The sequence below is a fragment of the Asanoa sp. NPDC049475 genome, from assembly GCF_040676915.1.
Taxonomy (GTDB): Bacteria; Actinomycetota; Actinomycetes; order Mycobacteriales; family Micromonosporaceae; genus Asanoa.
The window spans coordinates 913,429-929,864 of the sequence record NZ_JBFAPY010000002.1 but is presented as its reverse complement, the minus strand read 5'-3'; the positions used below and the strand labels follow the sequence as shown (position 1 = coordinate 929,864).

At 72.7% G+C, this 16,436-nt stretch carries 17 protein-coding genes; 13 read left to right on the top strand and 4 right to left on the bottom strand.

Annotated features, from left to right (window positions below; genetic code table 11):
- The first annotated feature begins 17 nt into the window (after window positions 1–17).
- Genes AB0J88_RS10395 through AB0J88_RS10385 form a run of 3 tightly spaced genes read left to right on the top strand, consistent with a single transcriptional unit; the run spans window position 18 to window position 2,403 of the window.
- Window positions 18–704: a hypothetical protein gene (locus AB0J88_RS10395; protein ID WP_364346314.1), complete on the top strand. Its 687-nt coding sequence runs from the start codon at window positions 18–20 to the stop codon at window positions 702–704.
- Window positions 701–1,513: a hypothetical protein gene (locus AB0J88_RS10390; protein ID WP_364346316.1), complete on the top strand. Its 813-nt coding sequence runs from the start codon at window positions 701–703 to the stop codon at window positions 1,511–1,513. The genes AB0J88_RS10395 and AB0J88_RS10390 overlap by 4 nt, the downstream gene beginning before the upstream one ends.
- 11 nt (window positions 1,514–1,524) lie before the next feature.
- Complete coding sequence (locus AB0J88_RS10385; RefSeq protein ID WP_364346318.1) at window positions 1,525–2,403, top strand: ABC transporter ATP-binding protein; 879 nt, start codon at window positions 1,525–1,527, stop codon at window positions 2,401–2,403.
- Window positions 2,404–2,533: 130 nt separating this feature from the next.
- Here AB0J88_RS10385 and AB0J88_RS10380 read toward each other — a convergent pair whose 3' ends face one another.
- Window positions 2,534–4,162 carry an Hsp70 family protein gene (locus AB0J88_RS10380; protein ID WP_364346320.1) on the bottom strand — a complete coding sequence of 543 codons (1,629 nt, stop codon included), beginning with the start codon at window positions 4,160–4,162 and terminating at the stop codon, window positions 2,534–2,536.
- On the opposite strand from AB0J88_RS10380, the gene AB0J88_RS10375 reads away from it, so the two are divergent.
- Genes AB0J88_RS10375 through AB0J88_RS10340 form a run of 8 tightly spaced genes read left to right on the top strand, consistent with a single transcriptional unit; the run spans window position 4,161 to window position 11,675 of the window.
- Complete coding sequence (locus tag AB0J88_RS10375) at window positions 4,161–4,964, top strand: glycerophosphodiester phosphodiesterase (protein WP_364346322.1); 804 nt, start codon at window positions 4,161–4,163, stop codon at window positions 4,962–4,964. The two genes, AB0J88_RS10380 and AB0J88_RS10375, sit on opposite strands and share 2 nt — an antisense overlap.
- A 23-nt stretch (window positions 4,965–4,987) precedes the next feature.
- Window positions 4,988–6,388 carry an MFS transporter gene (locus AB0J88_RS10370; protein WP_364346324.1) on the top strand — a complete coding sequence of 467 codons (1,401 nt, stop codon included), beginning with the start codon at window positions 4,988–4,990 and terminating at the stop codon, window positions 6,386–6,388.
- 55 nt (window positions 6,389–6,443) lie between these two features.
- Complete coding sequence (locus AB0J88_RS10365) at window positions 6,444–7,115, top strand: thymidine kinase (protein WP_364347518.1); 672 nt, start codon at window positions 6,444–6,446, stop codon at window positions 7,113–7,115.
- A 55-nt stretch (window positions 7,116–7,170) separates the two neighbouring features.
- Window positions 7,171–7,713 (top strand): sigma-70 family RNA polymerase sigma factor, encoded by a 543-nt coding sequence (locus AB0J88_RS10360; RefSeq protein WP_364346326.1) that lies wholly within the window; start codon window positions 7,171–7,173, stop codon window positions 7,711–7,713.
- A complete protein-coding gene (locus AB0J88_RS10355) occupies window positions 7,710–8,504 on the top strand; it encodes a hypothetical protein (protein ID WP_364346328.1) in 795 nt (264 codons plus the stop codon). The genes AB0J88_RS10360 and AB0J88_RS10355 overlap by 4 nt, the downstream gene beginning before the upstream one ends.
- Window positions 8,501–9,379 (top strand): ABC transporter ATP-binding protein, encoded by an 879-nt coding sequence (locus AB0J88_RS10350; RefSeq protein WP_364346330.1) that lies wholly within the window; start codon window positions 8,501–8,503, stop codon window positions 9,377–9,379. The genes AB0J88_RS10355 and AB0J88_RS10350 overlap by 4 nt, the downstream gene beginning before the upstream one ends.
- The gene (locus AB0J88_RS10345) at window positions 9,376–10,974 is read left to right on the top strand and encodes a hypothetical protein (protein ID WP_364346332.1); all 1,599 of its coding nucleotides are present in this window, start codon (window positions 9,376–9,378) and stop codon (window positions 10,972–10,974) included. Before AB0J88_RS10350 ends, AB0J88_RS10345 begins: the two co-directional genes overlap by 4 nt.
- Window positions 10,971–11,675, top strand: coding sequence for a hypothetical protein (locus AB0J88_RS10340; protein WP_364346334.1), 705 nt, complete (start codon window positions 10,971–10,973; stop codon window positions 11,673–11,675). Before AB0J88_RS10345 ends, AB0J88_RS10340 begins: the two co-directional genes overlap by 4 nt.
- Before the next feature lie 35 nt (window positions 11,676–11,710).
- On the opposite strand, the gene AB0J88_RS10335 is transcribed toward AB0J88_RS10340, so the two are convergent.
- Window positions 11,711–12,178, bottom strand: a complete 468-nt coding sequence (locus AB0J88_RS10335) for a MarR family transcriptional regulator (RefSeq protein WP_364346336.1) — start codon at window positions 12,176–12,178, stop codon at window positions 11,711–11,713.
- Window positions 12,179–12,271: 93 nt separating this feature from the next.
- Here AB0J88_RS10335 and AB0J88_RS10330 point away from each other — a divergent pair, with 93 nt between their 5' ends.
- Window positions 12,272–13,384: an epoxide hydrolase family protein gene (locus AB0J88_RS10330; RefSeq protein WP_364346338.1), complete on the top strand. Its 1,113-nt coding sequence runs from the start codon at window positions 12,272–12,274 to the stop codon at window positions 13,382–13,384.
- On the opposite strand, the gene AB0J88_RS10325 is transcribed toward AB0J88_RS10330, so the two are convergent.
- Window positions 13,339–13,995, bottom strand: coding sequence for an HAD family hydrolase (locus tag AB0J88_RS10325; RefSeq protein WP_364346340.1), 657 nt, complete (start codon window positions 13,993–13,995; stop codon window positions 13,339–13,341). The genes AB0J88_RS10330 and AB0J88_RS10325 overlap by 46 nt on opposite strands.
- A gap of 123 nt (window positions 13,996–14,118) precedes the next feature.
- Between AB0J88_RS10325 and AB0J88_RS10320 the strand changes: the two genes are divergently transcribed.
- Window positions 14,119–15,801, top strand: a complete 1,683-nt coding sequence (locus AB0J88_RS10320) for an acyl-CoA dehydrogenase family protein (RefSeq protein WP_364346342.1) — start codon at window positions 14,119–14,121, stop codon at window positions 15,799–15,801.
- Here the strand turns inward: AB0J88_RS10320 and AB0J88_RS10315 are convergent.
- Window positions 15,798–16,421 (bottom strand): hypothetical protein, encoded by a 624-nt coding sequence (locus tag AB0J88_RS10315; RefSeq protein ID WP_364346344.1) that lies wholly within the window; start codon window positions 16,419–16,421, stop codon window positions 15,798–15,800. The two genes, AB0J88_RS10320 and AB0J88_RS10315, sit on opposite strands and share 4 nt — an antisense overlap.
- Between the last annotated feature and the right edge of the window lie 15 nt (window positions 16,422–16,436).

The window sequence follows — 16,436 nt, the reverse complement described above, 5'->3', positions numbered from 1 at the left end:
AGCCGGTACCCATCACCGTGACACTGACCATCTGGCTTCACGAGGCGCGTCGGGCAGGCCCGGCGGCGTTACTCGCTCCACCGGCCGCGCTGCTGTCGGCGGCCGCCATCGCCGTGTTCGTCCGAGCCTCCGACGGCGGCCGCGACCAGGCCCAGACGCTCCTGCTGGCCGGCCTCGAGGCGATCACGCCGCTCGCGGTCGCGATGGTCGCCCTGACCATCGTCACCCGTGAGAGCTGCCGCGAGCTGCACCTGTCCCTGCCGACCCCGCACCTGGTCACCCTCGGCCGCCGGCTCGGCGTGCTCGGCGCGGTCACGGCGGTGCTCTGCCTCGGCTACGCCTTCGCGGTCGCGCTGGCCGGCTACCGCACCGGCCCCGGCGGAGTGGCGAGCGTGCTGGTGTGGGCCGCACCGACCCTCTGGCTCGCCGGGCTCGCCGCCCTGATCGCGGTGCTGACCCGCAGCCCGGTCCTGGCCAGCAGCGCCGTCGCTCTCGTCTGGATCGGCGAGCAGGTCTGGGCGTCGGCGTTCGTCGGCAGCCCCCTGCTGCGCCCCCTGTTCCTGTTCTTCACCAGCCGGGTCGGCGACGGTGCGGGCTGGGCCGCCAACCGGGTCGGGCTGCTCGCCGGTGGCCTGGTGCTCCTGGCGGTCACAGCGGCCGTGCTGAGCAAGCCCGAACGACTGCTCTCCGAGGAGGACGCGTGATCGCGCTGCTGGCGGTGGCCCGCTACGAGTTCCGCATGCAGGCCCGCAAACGCTCACTGTGGATCGCGGCGACGCTGCTCGGTGGAGCGCTGATCGTGCTCCAGGGTGACCGCGGCCCCCGCAGCCTTCCGGTAGGCACGCCGGCGCGCGAGGTGATGGCCACCTGGGCGCTGCTGTTCTCGATCCTGATGCCGCTCGCCTACGGCATGCTGCTCGCCGACCGGCTGGTCCGCGACCGCAAGCTACGCGTCGAGCCGCTGCTGGAGAGCCTGCCGCACACGCCGGCGACCCGGCTGGCGGGCAAATACCTCGGTGGCATCGCCGCCTGCGCCCTACCGGGTCTGGCCGCGCTGCTGCTGGCGGCACTGACCGAGCTACCCAAGCGACACGACCCGGCCCTGATCGGCTGGGCGCTGGTCGCGTTCCTCGTGGTCACCCTCCCCGGGATCGCGATGGTGGCGGGCTTCGCCCTCGTGTGCCCGGTCGTCGTCTCGGTGCCGCTGTTCCGTGTGCTGTTCGTCGGCTACTGGTTCTGGGGCAACATGCTCGCCCCGGACTTCCTACCCTCGCTGACCGGCACGCTGCTCACCCCGATCGGCGACTATGGGGCGACGTGGCTGCTTGCCAACGGTCACATCGCGCTGTTCGCCGGCACCCCGGGCTTCCTGTCGTTCCTACGCCCGGACCCGTCCGCGGCGACCGCCGCCCTCAGCGCCGCCGTCGTCGTCCTGTGCGGGTTGATCCCGCTCGCCATCGCGGCCGTGGTCGCGCATCGCAACACCCGCCAGACCTGGCCGGCGAAGGCCTGAGAGGACCCATCGTGCACATCGAAATCGCTGACCTGCGGCGCCGGTTCGGCCGGGTGACCGCCCTCGACGGTGTCGACCTGACGGTGACCGGCGGGATGTTCGGCCTGCTCGGCACCAACGGCGCGGGCAAGACCACGCTGATGCGGATCCTGGCGGGCGTGCTGCCGGCCAGCTCGGGCCGGGTCATGGCCGGCGGCCACGACCTGTCGACCCGCGCCGGCCGGGTCGCGGTCCAACGCCGCCTCGGCTACCTGCCGCAGGACCTGGGCCTCTATCCGGACCTGACGCCGACCGAGTTCCTCGACTACGTGGGGCTCCTCAAGGGCCTCGACGACCGCACGGCCCGGCGTCGCCAGGCCGGCGAGCTGCTCGACCTCGTCGGTCTGTCCGACGTAGCGGGCCGCAAACTCAAGGGCTTCTCCGGCGGCATGCGTCGCCGGGTCGGCATCGCCCAGGCGCTGCTCGGCGACCCGGCCCTGCTGATCGTCGACGAGCCAACCGTCGGCCTGGACCCGGAAGAGCGGATCCGCTTCCGCACCCTGCTATCCAGCCTGGCCACCGCCCGCACGGTCCTGCTCAGCACGCACATCGTCGAAGACGTGGCCCAAACATGCCGCCAAACCGCGGTCCTAGCCAGCGGCCGCGTCCTGTTCACGGGCGCGGTCACGGACCTCACGGCCCGCGCCGAGGGCGTCACCTGGGAAGTAGTCACCCCAGGCCCACCACCCACCGACGGCGTCGTGGTCTCGGCAATCTCCCGCGCCGACGGCACCCACTACCGCGTCGTCAGCCCCCAACGGCCCGCGTCCGACGCGGTCGCGGTCACACCGTCGCTCGAGGAGGGCTATGTCGCACTGATGCGCTCAGCCACACCGACACCGGTCGGCTAACCCCACGTCCGGCCGGCCCGACGGACCTCCGTGGGTCGCGGTTGGCCCGTCGCGGGCTGGCGGCCCGGCGGCGGCGACCCGTCCGACAGCGCCGCTGGCGCCATGCTCGGCGACGGTCCGCAGGGCTAGGTCAGCCGTTGGTGAGCAGCACGACCAGCACAGTCGCGGCGATCGCGACGAGCACGCTCAGGATCACGACCCAGGCGAGCCCAGCGCGGCCCGTCGCTGGTCCCGACGCGCCGGGCGAGTCGGCCGGGCCAGCGCCATGCCCGCCGTAGCCGGTTGCCGGACTAGCCGGAGCCGGATACCCAACGGACTCGCCCGGTCCGCGTTGCCCTGGCGCCAACCCGCCGGCCGCCGTCAGATCACGGGCGGCGTCGCCTGGTGCTCCCTCGCCCGAGGAGCGCTGCCCTGGCACCCCGTAACCGGGTGGGGTCGGCAACGACTCACCCGTCGCGGGCTGCCGGGACGCTGGGTGGCCAGGCGCGGTCGGCCCCGCTGACGGCGACAGGGGCCAGTCGGCGGGCGCCGGTCCATCCCCGCCTGGCCCGCGCTGCCCGGGGACCTGGTAGCCAGGCGCGGGCCGCCCCGCCACCGGGTAGCCAGGTGCGGTCGGCCCCGCCGACGGCGACACCGGCCAGTCGGCCGCGGGCGCGGGTCCAGCCCCGCCCGGCCCGCGCTGCGCCGGCACCCGGGGCGGCGCGTCCGCGCAGACCGCCCCCTGAGCCACCACCGTCTCCGGCTGCTCCAGGGCCGTCGGGGCGATGCCCAACTCCTGATGGATCAACCGGGCCACCAACGGCATCCGGCTCGAGCCGCCCACCAGGAAGATTCCGACCAGGTCGTCCTCGGCCAACCGGGCGTCGGCGATCGTTCGCGCCAGGCAGTCGACGGTCCGCGCCAGCATCGGCCGGGACAGCCGCTCCAGCTCGTCGCGGGTCACGTGGGCCGCTACGTCCAGTGCCGGCAGATGGACGTCCGCCGACGACGTGCGGGACAGTGCCTCCTTCATGCCGCGCACGTCGTCGTACAGCAGTGCCCGCTGCCGTCGCGCCGCTGTGTCCGTCGGCGTCAGCAAGCCGTTCCACAACGCCGTTCGTGACGGCGAGTAGCCCTCGCCCAGGTGCTCCACCAATGCTTGGTCCAGGTCAAGACCGCCGACGTCCGGCAGCCCGTGCGCCGAGAGCACCTCGAAACCCGCGGGGGAGCGCCGCACCACCGCGGCGTCGAAGGTGCCCGCGCCCAGGTCGTACACCGCGAGGGCCGAACCGGGCGGCACCGACGCCCGCAGCACCGCCGTGAAGTACCGCGCCGCCGCCACCGGCTCCGGCAGCAACGTCGGCGTGCCGGGCAACCCGGCCAACGACGCCGCCGACACCAAGACCTCGCGGCGCAGCGACGACCAGCCGGCCGGATGGGTCAGCACCACCGAGTACGCCTCACCCGCCCACCGCCGGGCCTCCTCGGCCACGCGGGTCAGCACCGCACCGACCAGTGACGACACCGGGACCGACCGCGAGCCCAGCAGCACCGAGCCCTCGTCGACGCGCCGTTTCGGGTTCGGCTCGAAGCGGGCCGGGTCCAGCCGCGCCGCCCGCACCGCGTCGGAGCCAGCCACCAGCCGGCCCGACTCCGAAAGGAAAACCGCGGACGGCAGCAGCGGCGACCCGTCGAACAGCAGCGGACGCGGCGGCATGTCGTCGACGGCGACCACCGCCACCGTGTGCGACGTGCCGAAATCGATGCCCACCGCCCGCATGGCCGACACCCTATCGTCGGTTCGGCCCGGCATACTCCGTCGCGTGCACCCGTACCTTGACGCGCCCACGCCGATCGCCTTCGCCCACCGGGGCGGCGCCGCCGACGGTGACGAGAACACCACCGAGGCGTTCGCCCGTGCTGTGGCGCTCGGCTACCGCTACGTCGAGACCGACGTGCACGGCACCCGCGACGGCGTCGCGGTCGTCTTCCACGACGCCGACCTGCGCAGACTCACCGGCCAACCAGGCCAGATCCGCAACCTCACGATCAAGGACCTCGAGACGGTACGCGTCGCGGGGTCGGCCGCCGTACCCCGGCTGGACGACGTCCTCGCGGCATGGCCGCAAATACGGTTCAACATCGACGTCAAGGCATCGCCGGGCATCGAACCCACCGTCCAGACCGTCAAGGACGGGAAAGCACAGGATCGCGTCCTGCTCGCGAGCTTCAGCGACAGCCGCCTGGCCCGCATCCGCAAGCTCGCCGGCCCTGAGATCGCGACCTCGCTCGGCATGCGCGGCGTGACGAGACTGTGGCTGGCCTCCCGGCGCAACAGAGAAGCGAGAATGCATCCCTCGGTCGTCGCCGCCCAGGTGCCGCCCCGCTACGGGCGGCTGACCGTCGTCGATCCGCGATTCGTCGCGTACGCCCACCGGCTCGGCCTGCAGGTCCATGTCTGGACGATCGACGATCCCGAGCCGATGCACCACTTACTTGATCTCGGCGTGGATGGCATCATGACCGATCGCGTCGACGTGTTGCGTGACGTCTACATCGCCCGTGGCCTCTGGCCAGCCTGACCACCACCCCCGAGGATCATCCGATGGCCGAGGTCACCGCCGCCACACCAGTCGACGCCGCGCCGCCACCGAGCACCAAGCGGGAGCGCACCGGCTGGTACATGTACGACTGGGCCAACTCGGCCTTCCAGACCACGGTCATCACGGTCTTCCTCGGCCCGTTCCTGACGACGGTCACAGAGCTCGCGGCCGGCTGCGCGCTCGGCGCCGACGAGTGCGACGGCCGGGTCAGTCCACTGGGGATCGGCATCGCGGCCGGCTCGTTCTACCCGTACCTCATCTCGCTGTCGGTCCTGCTCCAGGTCTTCGTGCTGCCGGTCGTCGGCGCGATCGCCGACCGCACACCGCGCAAGAAGTGGCTGCTGGCCGGCTTCGCCTTCCTGGGCGCGTTCGCCACGATCCTGTTCGCGTTCGTCACCGGCGAGCGTTACCTGCTCGGCGGCGTGCTGTTCCTCGTGGCCAACATCTCGTTCGGCGCGGCGTTCGTCGTCAGCAACTCGTTCCTGCCGCAACTGGCGCACCCCGACGACCGTGACAAGGTCTCCAGCCGGGGCTGGGCGCTCGGCTACCTCGGCGGCGGCCTGCTGCTCCTGCTCAACCTGGTCGCGGTGACGCTGCTCAGCCAGGACGGCAACGACCAGCGCACGCTCGACCTGGCCCGCTGGTCGATCGTGTCGGCGGGCGTGTGGTGGGCGCTGTTCACGGTGCTCCCGCTGCTCTGGCTCCGCGACCGGCCCGTCGTCGTCACCGCCGACAGTCCGACGACCCGCGGCAACGTGCTCACCGACGGCTTCCGGCAGCTCGGCGGCACGATCCGGCACCTGAAGGCGTACCCGTTGACGCTGTTCTTCCTGCTCGCCTTCCTGGTGTTCAACGACGGCATCCAGACGGTGATCACGCTGGCCAGCCAGTACGGCACCGAGGAGCTCAAGCTCGAACAGGACACGTTGATCATCACGATCCTGATCGTGCAGTTCCTCGCGTTCGGCGGCGCGCTGGGTCTCGGGCGGCTGGCGGGGCGGATCGGCGCGTGGAAGACGGTGCTGCTCAGCCTGGTGCTGTGGACCGGCGTGATCGTCGCCGCGTTCTGGCTGCCGGCGCGGGAGCCGGTGCCGTTCATGATCCTCGGCGCCTGCATCGGCATCGTGCTCGGCGGCAGCCAGGCGCTGAGCCGGTCGCTGTTCAGCCAGATGATTCCGGAGGGCAAAGAGGGCGAATACTACGGCTTCTACGAAATCAGCGACAAGGGTACGAGTTGGCTCGGCCCGCTGGCCTTCGGTTTGGTGTTCCAGCTCACCAACTCGTACCGCGTCGGCATCGTGTCGTTGGTCTTCTTCTTCGTCGTGGGCTTCTTCCTGCTGCTAGCGGTGCCTGTCCGGCGCGCGATCGTGGCAGCGGGGAACACGCCGCCGCGCGTACTGTGAGCGGAGTTCGCGTACCTGGCGGTTAGGCTGCCGGATCGTGACCGACGACTCCGCACTGGCCAGCACCTGCCACGCCGCCGGCGACGGGCGTCTGCGCCACGGCGCGGCCCTCAAGTTCTTCTGGGGGCCGATGGACTGCGGCAAGTCGACGATGGCGCTCCAGATGAACTACAACCACGCCCGTCAGGGGCGCCGTGGCCTGGTGCTGACCCGCATCGACCGGTCGCTCGGCCCGCAGGTGACCACGCGGATCGGGTTGGCCCACGACGCGATCGAGGTGACCGACGACCTCGATCTTGTCGCCCTGGTGCGCTCCAAGTGGGCCGACGGCATCGGTGTCGACTATCTGATCTGCGACGAGGCGTGCTTCTACGGCGAGCAGCACATCGAGCAGCTGGTCGAGCTCGTCGACTGCTACGACGTGGACGTGTTCGCGTTCGGGCTGGCCAGCGACTTCCGCTCGGTGCTGTTCCCGGCGGCCCGGCGGCTGTTCGAGCTGGCCGACTCGGTCGAGCGGATCCAGGTCGAGGTGCTGTGCTGGTGCGGGCGGGCTGGTGCGCTCAACGCGCGGATCGTGAACGGCGTCGTGGCTCGCTCGGGTGAGCAGGTGGTGATCGGGGACACGGCGTCCGACGCCGATGTCCGTTATCAGGTGTTGTGCCGGCGGCACTTCATGGCCGGTGACCTGGGCGCCGCGTTGCCGCAACCCGCGCTGCCAGGCATGTGAGAAATTCTTCGGCGGTACGCGAACCAAATCGCCCCCTCGTTCCGATGAAGAGGGTGTGAGACCACCGACCGACGCCGACCTGTTGGCCCGCGTCGCCGCCGGCGACCGGGCCGCCTTCGAGGCGTTCTATCGCCGGCACGCGGCCTGGCTGGTGCTGCGCCTGCGACACCGCTGCCCCGACGACGGGCTGGTCGACGAGGTGGTGCAGGAGACGTTCCTCGACGTGTGGCGCGGGGCGGCCCGGTTCCACGCGTCTTCTTCTTCCGATGTCGCCGGCTGGCTGTGGCGGGTCGGGTCGCGGCGGTTGGTCGATGCGCTGCGCAAACGCCATTCCCGTGACCGGTTGGGTCGGCTGCTGTCGCGGTTCCGGCGCCGCGACGAGCCCTCCGCCGAGGAGCAGGTGCTGCTCGGCGTGGAGCACGGAGATCTGTCGGGCGCTTTGTCGCGCCTGGCTCCTGAGCTCCGCGCGGTCGTCCAGGCGACGGTGATCGACGGCCTGTCGACCGCCGAAGCCGCCGTTCTGCTCGGCATCCCGGCCGGCACCGTCAAGTCCCGGGCGATGCGCGCCCGCCAACAGCTGCGTGCGGAGCTGACATGACCATGTGGCATGTTCCAGACGACGACCTACGCGCCTACGCCGGCCGGGGGCTCGGCCCGCCGCTGCTCTGGTCGACGGAGACCCACGTCCTGTCGTGCTCGCGGTGCCGTTCACGGCTCACCTCTCTGGTCGCGGTCGACGACGGCTGGGCGCGGCTCGACGCCGCCCTCGACGCGCCGCGTCCCGGGCCGGTGGAACGGCTACTCATCGGGGTGGGGGTGCCCGACCACACGGCTCGGCTGCTGACGGCGACCCCGGCGCTGCGGCTGTCCTGGTTGATCGCCGTGGCGGTCACCCTGGCGCTCACGGCGCTGCTCGCCAAGGCGTTCACCCCGGTCGTGTTCCTCGGGGCGGCACCGCTGCTGACCCTCGTCGGTGTCGCGGTCTCGTTCGGCCCCGGGGTCGACCCGACCTACGAGCTCACGGTGACGTCGCCCGTCCACGCGTTCCGGCTCCTCCTGCTGCGCTGCGTCGCGGTGCTGTCGGTCAACACGCTGCTGTGCGCGGCCGCGACCGTGTTCGTCCCGGGCTACGGCCTGGCGATCGCCGGCTGGTTCCTGCCGTCGTTGGCGCTGACCGTGACCACGCTGCTGCTCTCACCCCGGCTCGGCCCCGTCTGGGCGGCGATCCTGGTCGGCTCGGCGTGGGTCACGACGATCACCTGGGCCGGCATGGTCCCGTTCACGACCGCCGGCCAACTGACCCTGCTCGCCGCGGCGGCGGTGCTGTCCGTGCTGCTGGCCCGCCGTGCCGCCCTGTTCGACGTTCTCTCAGACCGGAGGCTCCGATGACCCTGACATCCGCGACCGACGTCGCGGTCCGCGCCGACGGCGTGGTGCTGCGCTACGGGCACACCACCGCGCTCGACGGGGTCTCCCTGTCGCTCGGCGCGGGCGTGACGGGCCTGCTCGGCCCCAACGGCGCAGGCAAGACGACGCTGCTGCGGGTCATCGCGACCGCTGTGCGCCCCGACGCGGGTGATGTCTCGGCCTTCGGCCACGACGCGCTGCGCGGCCCGGGCCGGCTCGAGGTCAGGCGCCGGCTCGGCTACCTTCCGCAGGATCCGGGCTTCCACCGGTCGTTCACGGCGTTCGAGTTCGTCGACTACGTGGCGATCCTCAAAGAGCTGACGAACCGCTCGGCCCGGCACGCCGAGGTGCGTCGCGTGCTGGCCCTGGTCGGCCTGGACGCCGTGCGGACCAAGCGGATCCGCGCCCTGTCCGGCGGCATGCGCCAGCGCGTCGCCCTGGCCGCCGCCCTGGTCGGCGACCCCGCCCTGCTGATCCTCGACGAGCCCACCGTCGGCCTCGACCCCGAGCAGCGGATGCGCTTTCGTGAGCTCTTCGCCGACCTGGCCGAGGACCGGGCCGTCCTGCTGTCCACCCACCAGACCGAAGACGTCATGTCCCTGTGCCGCACGGTCGTGGTGCTCGACCAGGGACGCGTCCGGTTCACCGGCACACCCACCGACCTCGCGGGCCTGGCCGCCGGCCGCGTCTGGACGAGCGACTCCCGCGTCCCCGGCGCGCTCGCGTCCTGGCGCACCGGCAGCGGCGCCTATCGACACGTGGGCGACCCGCCACCCAGCGCGCCGCTGCTCGATCCCACGATCGAAGACGGCTACCTGACACTGGTCGACCTCCGCGCGACGGAGGCGCAGCGATGACCGCCGTCATGGAGGCTCCGGTGACGGTCGCGGCCGCGTCCACCGCCACGCGTCGACAGGCGATGCTGGCCCTGACACGGTTCGAAGCGGTCCGGATGCTGCGCCACCCGATCACGGTGGCCGCGTTTCTGCTCTACCTCGGCCCCTGGGTGTGGTCGCTGACCGGCCCGGGCGCCGACCGCTACCCGGTCCTGCCCTCGGTCGTGGTGTCGCTGCAGATGGGGGCGATGCTGCTGCTCGGGGGAGCCACGCTGGTGGTGGTCAACCTGGCGGTGCTCCGCGAGCGCCGGCATCGCACCGACGCGGTCTCCGACCTGCTGGTCCTGCCGCCCCACTGGCGCACAGGCGCGTTCCTGCTCGCGATCCTCGCGCCGGCCGCCCTGACGCTGCTGGTGGTCTGTGCCCAGGTGGTGATCCTGGCCGTGCTACCCGGCCGGGCCGGCCAGGTCGACGTGTTCGACGTGGCGATCCCGGCGGCCATCGTCGCCGTCCTCGGCGCGGCCGGTGCCCTGTTGGGCCAGCTCGTCCGCTCGCCGATCGTCGCGCCCCTGACGGCGGTGCTCTTCGCCGCGGCCGGCTTCGTCGCCATCGCCTCGGTGGCCACCGGCACCACCTGGGGGCGGCTGCTCCCGGTGCTGCCCGACGACCTGCCGATCCCGCTCCCGTCCGTGCTGCTCGACCGCCCTTCCGGACGGCACCTGGTCTACCTGGCCGGGGTGGCGGCGGTCCTCGTGGTGCTGGGCCTGTTCCGCTCCGGCACCCGTGCCCGGGTCGCCCTGCCGGCGTTGGCGGCGGCGCTCGCAGTCGCCGTGGCGGGCGGGGCAGCCCAGCTGGTCCGCGACGACGCGGTCCTGGCCGCCCGCGTCACCACGAACGACAACCCGGCACCGGTGCAGACCTGCGAGGTGCGCGACGGCGTCACCTACTGCGCGTTCGACGACTTCACGGCGTGGATCCCCGCGTGGGAGGGCGTGCTGCGCGACGTGGTCCGGTTGGCTCCGCCCGGCGCGGCCGGCTCGCCACCCCTGGCGGTGCGCCAGTGGGTCTGGTCCGACGGCTTCCCGGTCTTCGGCGGCACCTTCGGCCCCGAGGAGACGGCTGCCCGAGCTCAGGCCCAGCGCGCCACCGACAAGGCAGCGGGGACACCGGAGGCCATCCCGGTGGGGACGATGTGGGGCGACGACGCCACGGCCGCGGCCTTCGCGAGCGGCGTCGCCTTCCGGCTCGTCATGGGTCGAGCCGTGGCCGGTGACACCACCCTGTGCGGCGCCCGCGGCGCGCTGCTCGTCTGGCTGGCCGGCCAGGCCAACTCCCGCACCGCCGCGGGCCTGCGCCAGCTCGACAGCCAGAGCAGCGGTTCGCTGGCCCTCATGGACTTCACGATCGACAACGGCCTGTACGTCGATGACCGCGACGCCGCCGTGGGTCTGGCCATGCTCGACCGCCCGGCCGCGGAGATCGCTCCGCTCGTGACGGCGCACTGGTCCGAGCTGACCTCACCGCAGACGTCCATCGAACAGGTGGCCTCGCTGTTCGGGGTCCCGGTCGGCCCGGCACCCGACCCGGCGTTCGTCAACGTCGGATGCGTGCGATGACCGCGCACGCCGGGTCGGTGCGCGGCCAGTCGCCACCTCCGCGGCGTTGGTCCGCGACCGTCGCGGTCGCCGGCGCGGTCGCGGTGCCGGTGGTGCGGGCGGCACGCTGGACGCCGGTCCTGGCCGCGCTGCTGGTCGGCTACGCCATGGTGGGTGTCCCGGCCGTGGTGTCCGGCCCGTCGGATCCGGCGATGGTGGTCCTCCTGCTGCGGCTGGCCGTGCTGTGCGCGGGCCTCGGGGTCGGCTTTCTCTTCGACGACGCGGGACGGCCCACGACCGAAACCTCGCCCACGCCGGCGTGGCTCCCCTTGGCCCTGCGGGTCGCCGGTGGAGGCATCCTGCTCGCCGGGTGGTGGTGGGGCACCCTCGTCACCGCGGGTGAGGCCGCGGCCGGACTGCTACCCCGAGGCGACCTGACGCTGGAGGCGGTCACCGGGGTCATGGTCGTCCTCGCCGTCGCCGCCCTCATCTGGCGGCGATCCGCCCGTGGCGGGGTCGGTCTGACCGCCGCCCCGGCGTTCCTGACCGTGGTCTTCCTGGTGGCGTTGCTGCCGGACCGGGTGGCGTTGCTGGTGCCCCTCGACGACTCCGTCTGGGCCGCCGCCCACGACCGCTGGACCCTCACCCTGGTGGTTGCCGCCGCCGTCGCGGTCGTCGCGGCCACGTGGTCCGGGGTCGAGAGGGCCCGGTTCAGGATCTAGTGGCCGATGCCACCCTGCGGAGACGGGTCCGGATGTCAGCGCCATGGCTCCGCAGGGGTGCCGGTTCGGCGGTTGTGGTGGTCGAGCAGCGTCGACAACAAATGGGTCAACCGCGTGCGTTCCTCCGGGGACAGGGGCTCCAGCAGCGTTTCCTGGGTTTCGGCCAGCCGTTTCTCGAGCCGCCGCAGTTGGCGCCTGCCCGCCGTCGTCATGGAGATGACGTTGCGGCGCCGGTCTGACGGGTCCGGGGCGCGTTCGACCAGGCCGTCGTCGGCGAGCTCGTTGACGGTCGCGACCATGTCGCTGACGTGGATGCCGCTGCGGCGCCCCAGCGTGGCCTGGCTGGCCGGCCCGAGCTCGGCCAGCGTCGCCAGCAGCCGGTAGTGGTAGCCGCGGGCACCGACGGCCGCGAACCCTTCGGACACCAACCGGTGCGCGTGGCCGGCGGTCTGGGTGAGCAGCCAGCTGGGCAGGCCCTCCCACGTGGCGGACGGGTTCTCCATGTGACCAGCGTATCGAATCGTTGGCACCACCAACGATCGTGCTACCGTTCGGAGCACAAACGTTTAGTCGACCAACGATTTCGGAGTCCTACCATGATCAAGCCCTTCCGCATCGACGTTCCGCAGGCCGACCTCGACGACCTCAAGGACCGGCTCGCGCGCACCCGCTGGCCCAACGAGGTCGCCGACGCCGGGTGGGACTACGGGTTTCCGCTCGCCCGGCTCAAGGAGCTCGCCGACTACTGGCGCACCGGCTACGACTGGCGTGCCCACGAGGCCGAGCTGAACGAGCTTCCGCACTTCACCACCGAGATCGACGGCCAGAACATCCACTTCGTCCACGTGCGGTCGTCGAACCCCGACGCGCTCGCGCTCGTTCTCACCCACGGCTGGCCCGGCTCGTTCCTGGAGTTCCTCGACGTCATCGAGCCGCTGTCCCGCGACTTCCACCTGGTGATTCCGTCGATCCCGGGGTTCGGCTTCTCCGGGCCGACCCACGAGCGCGGCTGGGACATCGTCCGCGTGGCGCGGGCCTGGGCCGAGCTGATGCGCCGGCTTGGCTACGAACGGTTCGGCGCACAGGGCGGCGACTTCGGCTCCGGCATCTCGACGGCGCTGGGAGCGGTGGAACCCGAACGCGTCGTCGGCGTGCACGTCAACTACCTGCCGACCCGACCGGTCCCGGGCGTGGACGTGTCAAAGTCGGACGAGGAACGCCTCGACACGATCCGGCACCTGATGGCGAACCGCCCTCCGTACCAGGCGCTGCAGGCCCTCACCCCGCAGACCATCGGCTACGCCCTCACCGACTCGCCCGTCGCCCAACTGGCCTGGATCGCCGAGCGGTTCGCGCACTGGACCGACCAGCCCGTCAGCGACGACCGGATGCTCACCAACATCTCGCTCTACTGGCTCACCGCCACCGGAGCCTCCTCGGCACGGCTGTCCCGCGAGACCCCGCGCGCGACCCAACCCTGCCCCGTGCCGCTCGGCGTCGCCGTCTTCGCCCACGACATCACCCAGTCCGTGCGACCGCTGGCCGAGCGGATCTACGACATCCGGCACTGGTCGGAGTTCGACCGCGGCGGCCACTTCGCCGCGATGGAGGTCCCGGACCTGCTCGCCGCAGACGTCAAGGAGTTCTTCGCGACCGTGCGCCCTCAGCGCAGCGCCGGAAGCAACGCCGTCAGCGTCGACACTGTGTAGGTCGGGGTCAGCCGCCCCGGCAGCCGCCCGCCGTGGCGGTTGACCCACGCCGTGTCGATGCCCAGCGCACCGGCTCCGGCGATGTCCGACGCCGGGGAGTCGCCGACGTGGATGACGTCGGCCGGCGACAGGCCCAGCCGCCGCAGCGCCAGTTCGAAGGGCTCAGGACGCGGCTTGTACGCACGAGCGTCCTCACTGGTCACCACCGCGGCCACGCTGATGCCGTGGTGGTCGAGCACCGCCATCAACGGATCCCGGTCGGCGTCGGAGACCAGGCAGACCGGCACGCCGACGCCGGCCAGGAACGGCACGCTGTCAGCGAACAACCACGGCCGGTCCTCGCCGCGGCGCACCAGCGCGGGGTCGTCCACGCGCACCCCGAAATGCTCTGCCGTCGCGGTGAGCCCGGCCAGGTTCAGGTCCGCCAACCGCCGGAAGGCGGCACCGTACGCGCAGGAGGCCAGCTCCCAGACCCGCGCGGACCACTCGCGCGCCACGACGTCCGCTGACACACCCGCCCGGGAGGCGACGAGCGCGGCCGCCGACAGCTCCCAGGACGCGTCGTCGTGCACGAGCGTGCCGTACACATCGAGCAGCACCGCCTTGTACACGCCGGCGATCGTAGCCACCCGCCGTCCGGCGAGCCAGGTGTGCCTTCCGGCGCCGTTGGTTGGTCGCGTGCCCGTGGCGTCGGTTACCGTCGGGCCAACCGTTCCCGCCGCGAAGGAGCGCCCATGCCCCGGTTCGTGCAGCCGCTGCCACCGCCGGAGGACCCGTACGCCGGCGATCGGTTTCTGCGGGTCTGGCTCGACCGGCAGCTCGGCGTGAGCGGGCACGCCCTCGCCAAGGCGCGGCTGACCGACCTCGCCACCGACGTCGTCGGGCCGCTGCGCGCCGCGCACGCCGACGCCGAGCGCCATCCGCCGACGCTGGTCCGCTATGACCCGTGGGGTGCCCGCGTCGACCGGGTCGACACGTCCGCCGGTTGGCAGGCGCAGCGGGCGGCGGCGGCCCGGCACGCCGTGGTGGCGCTGCCCTACCTGGACGAGGCGCGCGGCACCTGGGGCGCCGCCACCCGCAGCGTCCAACATGCCCTGTTGCACCTCTACGGCCCCGAGTCGGCGACGTTCTCCTGCCCGGTCGCGATGGCCGACGGCGCCGCCGCGCTGCTGAGCCGCGGCGACGTCGACCGCGGCGTCCGCGACCGGTGGCTGCCCCGCCTGCTGTCCACCGACCCGGACACCGCGATCACCAGCGGCCAGTGGATGACCGAGTCGCAGGGCGGCTCCGACCTGGCCCGCTCGTCGACCGTCGCCCGCCGCGACGGCGACCGCTGGCTGCTCTCCGGCGAGAAGTGGTTCTGCTCCGCCGCCGACTCGGCCATGGCGGTCGCGCTGGCCCGGCCGGAGGGCGCCCACCCGGGCAGCCGGTCGCTGGCGCCGTTCCTGCTGGCCCGCTACGCCGACGGAGCCAACACCGGGCTGCCCGCCCCGGGTGTCACGGTGCACCGCCTCAAGGACAAGCTCGGCACCCGCGCCCTGCCCACCGCCGAGATCGGCCTGGCCGACGCGGTCGGCATCCCGCTCGGCGACCCCAGCCAACCTGGCCTCGTACGCGCGATGACCCTCGTCGTGATCACCCGCCTGCACAACGCCGCCGCGGCCGCCGGCGGGATGCGGCGAGGGCTCGACTACGCGATCGCGTACGCGAAGGCCCGCCAGGTCGCCGGCGGCCTGCTCTTCGACTCCCCGCTGCACCGGGCCACCCTGGCGACCCTCGCCGTCGACGCGATCGGCGCGTTCGTCCTGGCCGGGCACGCGTTCGCCCTGCTGGGTCGGGTCGAGGTCGGCTCCGACCCGGCGGCGGCCGCGGAGCTGAGACTGGTCGCACCGCTGGCGAAGCTGGCCACGGGACGGCTGGCGGTGAGCTCGGCCAGCGAATACGTGGAGTGCTTCGGCGGCGCCGGCTACGTCGAGGACACCGGCGTGCCCCGGCTGCTCCGCGACGCCCAGGTGCTGCCGATCTGGGAGGGCACCACCAACGTCCTCGCTCTCGACGCCCTGCGTGCCGTGGCCCGCGACGACGCCGGCACCCCGGTCGTGGCCCGGGTGGCGGCCGCCGCCGACCTGGCCCGCGGACTGTCCCCGGCGGTCGCCGACACCCTCGCCGGCGCGGCCCGCGACCTCGGCGCCCGGCTCAAGGAGGTGGCGGCGGACCCCACCGCGGCGGCCATCGTCGCTGGTGCCCGGGGGTTGGCGCTGCGCACCGCGTACGCCCTCACCGCCGCCCTGCTGGTCGAACAGGCCGCCGACCGCGACGAGCTCGCGGAGACGGCCGCCCGGCTGTGGACGCGGCGCTGGCTGCGCGGCGAGGACATCGCGGTCGACGCGGCCAGCTACGCCGACGTGCTCTGCTAAGCGGTCGGAGGTCCCCAGAACCGGGCCAGCGCCGCCGTCGCCGGGTCCTCTGACCCGAGCAGCGTCTCCCAACCCGACGAGCCTGGGTCGAGGCCGGCGTACGCGGCCAGGTCCGTGGGCTCAGGGACGTCCGACGGCAGCAGGTCGGCCGGGCCGAGCGAGCCGAGCATGGCCGGGTCGGTCCACGGTGCGCCGTCGATCGGCTCCGGCAGCGCGGCACCGAGATCGAGCGCTGCGGGGAACTCCGGGGTGGGCCAGTAGGCCGCCACGTCCGGGTCGGCGCCGAACAGCCCGGTCGCGTCGAGCGGTGTGGGGGTGTCGTCGCCGTCGAGCGCGTCGAGGCCGGCCGACCAGTCGTGCTGCTCGCTGACCAGCGCGTGTGGGGCGAACGGGTCGTCGGCCGGTGCGGCGCCGTCGTCGTCCCACTCCTGGTGGTCGTCGTGTCCGGGAAGGTGGTGGCCGGGGTCGACGCCGAACGGGTCGGTGTCGGCGTTGCCGTCGAACCCGAGATCGTCGTAGCCGTCGTGGTCCTCGTGCCCCCCGAGATCCCCGTGGTCCCCATGATCGCTCGGATCGACGTGGTCGGCATGCCCGTCGTCCCAGGTCCAGTGATCACTCATGCGGCCGCTTCCCTT

Bases quoted from the DNA above. Each gene is read 5' to 3' on its own strand.
- AB0J88_RS10350 (WP_364346330.1), top strand. From the start codon at position 8,501: ATGACCCTGACATCCGCGACCGACGTCGCGGTCCGCGCCGACGGCGTG.
- AB0J88_RS10345 (WP_364346332.1), top strand. From the start codon at position 9,376: ATGACCGCCGTCATGGAGGCTCCGGTGACGGTCGCGGCCGCGTCCACC.
- AB0J88_RS10355 (WP_364346328.1), top strand. From the start codon at position 7,710: ATGACCATGTGGCATGTTCCAGACGACGACCTACGCGCCTACGCCGGC.
- AB0J88_RS10380 (WP_364346320.1), bottom strand. From the start codon at position 4,162: ATGCGGGCGGTGGGCATCGATTTCGGCACGTCGCACACGGTGGCGGTG.
- AB0J88_RS10330 (WP_364346338.1), top strand. From the start codon at position 12,272: ATGATCAAGCCCTTCCGCATCGACGTTCCGCAGGCCGACCTCGACGAC.
- AB0J88_RS10340 (WP_364346334.1), top strand. From the start codon at position 10,971: ATGACCGCGCACGCCGGGTCGGTGCGCGGCCAGTCGCCACCTCCGCGG.
- AB0J88_RS10315 (WP_364346344.1), bottom strand. From the start codon at position 16,421: ATGAGTGATCACTGGACCTGGGACGACGGGCATGCCGACCACGTCGAT.
- AB0J88_RS10370 (WP_364346324.1), top strand. From the start codon at position 4,988: ATGGCCGAGGTCACCGCCGCCACACCAGTCGACGCCGCGCCGCCACCG.
- AB0J88_RS10375 (WP_364346322.1), top strand. From the start codon at position 4,161: ATGGCCGACACCCTATCGTCGGTTCGGCCCGGCATACTCCGTCGCGTG.
- AB0J88_RS10320 (WP_364346342.1), top strand. From the start codon at position 14,119: ATGCCCCGGTTCGTGCAGCCGCTGCCACCGCCGGAGGACCCGTACGCC.
- AB0J88_RS10335 (WP_364346336.1), bottom strand. From the start codon at position 12,178: ATGGAGAACCCGTCCGCCACGTGGGAGGGCCTGCCCAGCTGGCTGCTC.